Annotated in this window: 5 protein-coding genes and 1 pseudogene; 2 read left to right on the forward strand and 4 right to left on the reverse strand. The window is 34.7% G+C overall.

The annotated features are described in order from the left end of the window. On the forward strand, positions 1-928 hold a 928-nt coding region (locus tag ACGHIN_RS16730; RefSeq protein ID WP_390456189.1), incomplete at its 5' end, for a sensor histidine kinase. 7 nt (positions 929-935) lie between these two features. After that, complete coding sequence (locus tag ACGHIN_RS16735) at positions 936-1,565, forward strand: response regulator (protein ID WP_390456192.1); 630 nt, start codon at positions 936-938, stop codon at positions 1,563-1,565. Positions 1,566-1,821: 256 nt separating this feature from the next. Here ACGHIN_RS16735 and ACGHIN_RS16740 read toward each other — a convergent pair whose 3' ends face one another. The 4 genes and pseudogenes from ACGHIN_RS16740 to ACGHIN_RS16755 form a co-directional block, all read right to left on the reverse strand. Next, positions 1,822-2,388 (reverse strand): HD domain-containing protein, encoded by a 567-nt coding sequence (locus tag ACGHIN_RS16740; protein WP_390456195.1) that lies wholly within the window; start codon positions 2,386-2,388, stop codon positions 1,822-1,824. Positions 2,389-2,796: 408 nt separating this feature from the next. After that, complete coding sequence (locus ACGHIN_RS16745; protein ID WP_390456198.1) at positions 2,797-3,114, reverse strand: helix-turn-helix domain-containing protein; 318 nt, start codon at positions 3,112-3,114, stop codon at positions 2,797-2,799. 14 nt (positions 3,115-3,128) lie between these two features. Continuing rightward, positions 3,129-3,581 carry a transposase gene (locus ACGHIN_RS16750; RefSeq protein WP_390456201.1) on the reverse strand — a complete coding sequence of 151 codons (453 nt, stop codon included), beginning with the start codon at positions 3,579-3,581 and terminating at the stop codon, positions 3,129-3,131. Between the two features lie 32 nt (positions 3,582-3,613). Further along, a pseudogene (locus tag ACGHIN_RS16755) lies at positions 3,614-4,328 on the reverse strand (hypothetical protein); the annotation flags it as partial.

Here is a 4,328-nt window from a genome sequence, read left to right on the forward strand (position 1 = left end):
TCTTGAATTAACGAAAGAAAATCAATTAAGAAAACTGGAATTTACTGAAATAGAAAACAGTAAAAAAGCGCAGGAACTTCGTTTGTCTCAGCTGGAATCCTTTAATAGAAAACGGGAAGTAGATCTCTATAAAGAACGGATTGACTATAAAGAGAAAATAAATACATTTTATATCGGTTTGACAGTCTCTGTTTCCTTACTTCTCATATTGCTTTTATATGCTTATTTTCAGAGAACAAAAAGCATCAGGCAAAAAGAAAAATTGCATCTTCTTGAACTGGAAAAGATGATGCAGAATTCAAAAATCTCCAACCTTACGTTAATGTTGGAAGGTCAGGAACAGGAAAGGGAAAGAATAGCCCGGGATCTTCATGATGGCCTCGGAAGTTTACTTTCCGGAACAAAAATGAATCTATTCTTATTAAAAGATCAATCTAATGACCACAAGCAATCTCAAATAGAGAGATCCATGACACAGATCGATATCGCAGTTGATGAGCTTCGCCGCGTTGCGCACAATCTTATGCCGGATTTGTTGCTTAAATATGGTCTTCAGGAAACCTTGATGGAATATGTTTCCCGAATGGCTACTCCAAAGCTGGATATTGATGTTCAGTTTTTATATTATTCAGATCAGCTGCCACTGGAAAGTCAGCTTCTCGTATACAGGATTATTCAGGAATTGGTCAACAATGCCGTAAAACATGCTTCTGCAGAGCAGATTATTATTCAGTTCATCGAAAATGAATCCGATTATGTTATGATTGTAGAGGATGACGGAAAAGGATTTGATATCGATATTTTGAATCACTCCCATTCTGCAGGATTTCACAATATACGTTCACGGGTAGAGTTTCTGAAAGGAACAATGCAAATAGAATCCCAGATGAATATAGGAACCAATATTGAAATCAAATTTCCCAAATAAACAGATTATGATTAAAATTGCTATAACTGATGACCACCCGTTATTGCTGGAAGGTTTAAAAAATATCCTTTCCCAACAGGAAGATTTTATGGTTGTCGATTGTTATTCCTCTTCAAGTGAGCTTTTTACAGGATTGGAAAACCATATTTTAGATGTTTTATTGCTGGACATTAACCTTTCCGACGGCAATAGTATAGATTTGATTAAGCCGATATTAAAAAAATATCCTGATATCCGAATTATTATTTTAAGTGTTCATAATGAGTTTGCAGTCATTAACAGCACTCTGGAAGAAGGCGCCATGGGGTATATTCAGAAGAATGCTTTGGTCACAGAAATTATTTCGGGTATACAGACCATACTCAAGGGTGAGAAATTTTTATGCAATCAGACAAAAAAAATTGTAGAGATGAAAACGAATTCCGGATTAAATATGGTACCCAAATTAACCCGCAGAGAAAAGGAGATTTTACTGGAAGCCTCTCTAGGTCTTACCACCAATCAAATAGCGGATAAGCTATGCATAAGCCCACATACAGTAGAGAGCCACCGCAAAAACCTGATTGTCAAATTCAAAACCTCCAATTTAAGCACCGCAGTAAAATTAGCTATGGAATACGGATTAGTTCGACCATAGTGAAGGGATTGGTGATGTCCCATAAAGATCAGCGTTAAAAGGTTTGCATTTTACTGGAATTGATGAATCGTTACGGGCATATTGATATACAGCTGATTCAGATACAGGCAGAAGTCTGCATAATTACTGATTGTAAAATTATCTATTTTCCTGAATTTTAAATCGATTACATAATTCGAAAGGCTCTTCTGCGTGATAGATAAAACGACTTAGCCCCAATTTAAGCATTTCATTGGCGAATTATTATTTTCAAAAATCATTTATTATTCTTTAGTTTCAGGATTTCTGTATTCACAAGACTGAGTGCCTTATGGCGAAGCTCTGGATTCCCCTTTTTTAATGCTATTAATATATCACGGCATTCTTGAAGAAAACGTCTGGCAAATGAGACATCATCTTGCACTATTTCTTTAGCATTATCCATTATATCAGCATACTTGATAGTTTGTGCCTCCGGACTTATATTTTGTAACCGCTCTATTTCAAGTTTCTTCCTTTTGGATCTGTTCAAATGGGGGAAATCTTTTTTTACGAATACATCGGTTAATTCAATAATCATGTTAACCGTTTCTGTTTTATTTTTTTCATCCATCACACTGCTTAAGAAGATAGAAATATCATTTTTAGTCAAGGGTGTGTCTTCAATAATATCATGCATGATGGCAGCAGACAATACCGATAAGCGTTCAGTATACTGTCGACAGGCTTCCATCACTCTTACTGGATGAACAATATACCTGTCGGTATTATACTTTCTGGTTTGTTCGCCATGGGCCTCGTCTGTAAACATAATAATTTTATCAATGATCTCATTATTATTCATGTCTTTTGATATTTAGAGCTATTGGAATACCCTTTATTCAATAAAAAAGGTTTCATCATTAATAATACTAAAACAATCAGTTACTTGATCTCTTTAGATTAATTTCGATCGGCAAGACAAACCAGCAAGAGGAGTCTGTAAATTTGATTCCAAAAGATCAAGGAATCCTGACCAAGATGGTATAAAAAAGTCATCAAATTTTACGCCATAAGCTTATAATTTGAAATTTCGCAATCGTTAAGATATCTCTGTCCCTAAAGTAAGGCTAAATGTATGTAAACCCTAACGGTTAAATTATTATGCATGTTTATCCTCATAGTCATCATATTAAAAAGACCAGCAAAACTGGTCTTTTTATTTTTGTGTTTCTAGAATCGAATTGTTTCGTGAAAATATTGGTCATTTAAATTAATTGACCTCAAATTGTTTCCTCCATTTGGAAACGGTATTTCTGCTTAAATTAAAATGGGTGGCAATCTCAGTATTATTCAATCTGTTTTCTGCTTGAAAACGTAAAATCTTTATAATAGTAGTTTTATTATAAGACTTCAATTTTTGATTGAAATCTGAGGTTTTAGACCTATTTCCAAATATGATCTGATTAAGCTTAATAACATCTAATTGACCAATTTCTGTTTTATCCAGGATATTCCTGCAGTACCCTTTTTTATCAGGATACTTTAGTTCTAGAATATCTGTAAAAATCTGTTTATAGTTAGGCGTCATAGTTTTAAATAATACTAGTACATTGAATTTTTTTCAACCTGATATTTTACCATCCACCTGTGCAGTGTTGTTTTGGGAATATTATACTCATCAATAATCTGAGCTTTCGTCTTTGCACCGGTATTAATCATTTCCAGAATGAATTCTATAATTTCAATAGTATATATATTCTTTTTAAATACCGGCAAACTACTTTTCCAAGAAATATCCCTTTTATCTAATTGCCTTTTCTGAGGGGGTGAAAACAATATCAAATGCTGTGAATAAATTCTGAATAAATCATATTCTAATAATTTGCTCCATTTTAAAATAATATCACTGTCAAGACTTTCGGCAGAAAACATCTGCTGCAATTCTATTTCATTGCAATGGAGGAATTTACATATTCGAGTATGATCCAGTTGAATTTCATCAACTTTTTGTTTGATTAGATTTCCGAGATGAATATGCTTAAAGTTCAATTCCATAAAATTTATACAAGATCTAAATGCAAATAATATTATTCAGATATCTTATAAACGTTTACGGAAACTTTTCCATCAGTCAATAAACCTAAATTAACACCTCCGGTTTCAACTGCAAAAGTTAATGTGTCTCCGGCATTAAGTTGAACTACCGTATTTAAAGTGGTAGAAGTAACCGGAACAGATGCTAAAGTGACACTCAATATTGAAACCCTTACGGCATCGAAGATTTTTTGGTCAATTATAGTGGTCCCGTTTTTTATAATGCCTAAAGTTTTACCCCCAAGAACACTAAGATCTACACCACCCTCAAGCTGAACATCATATTTAACTTCGTACAGTCCCGGTTTTGGCGCCGTATAAACACCATTATTGATTAATGAAGGTACTCCCGTGATCGTATCGGTTGAAGTAAGGCTTATTTTATTCCAATTGGTACCTGCAATACCTAAATTGAGCAATGACCAGGCACCATCTCTGCTTGCGTATATGGCAGTTCCTGTTCCTCCCGCCTGTGCATTACTTTGTAGGGCGGTCCACACATTTGCTGTACCATTATAAAAGTAAAATCCTGGTAAAGTAACATTTATGGTTTTAGGAGACGGAGCGGTCACACCTGAAGTTACATAAACGATTACACCATCATGCCCCGGAGTATAAATGGCATCTTTGGCCTGTAACTGATCCCCGGAAAGCCTTGGAGGAATAATTCCGTCAACAGCCGTCACTACAGTTGGTTTACCTACAACA

The sequence above is a fragment of the Chryseobacterium barbadense genome, assembly GCF_042849955.1.
In the GTDB taxonomy this organism is placed as follows: Bacteria; Bacteroidota; Bacteroidia; order Flavobacteriales; family Weeksellaceae; genus Chryseobacterium.

Excerpts from the sequence above, each read along its gene's own strand:
- ACGHIN_RS16740 (WP_390456195.1), bottom strand. The coding sequence starts at position 2,388 with ATGAATAATAATGAGATCATTGATAAAATTATTATGTTTACAGACGAG.
- ACGHIN_RS16750 (WP_390456201.1), bottom strand. The coding sequence starts at position 3,581 with ATGGAATTGAACTTTAAGCATATTCATCTCGGAAATCTAATCAAACAA.
- ACGHIN_RS16745 (WP_390456198.1), bottom strand. The coding sequence starts at position 3,114 with ATGACGCCTAACTATAAACAGATTTTTACAGATATTCTAGAACTAAAG.
- ACGHIN_RS16735 (WP_390456192.1), top strand. The coding sequence starts at position 936 with ATGATTAAAATTGCTATAACTGATGACCACCCGTTATTGCTGGAAGGT.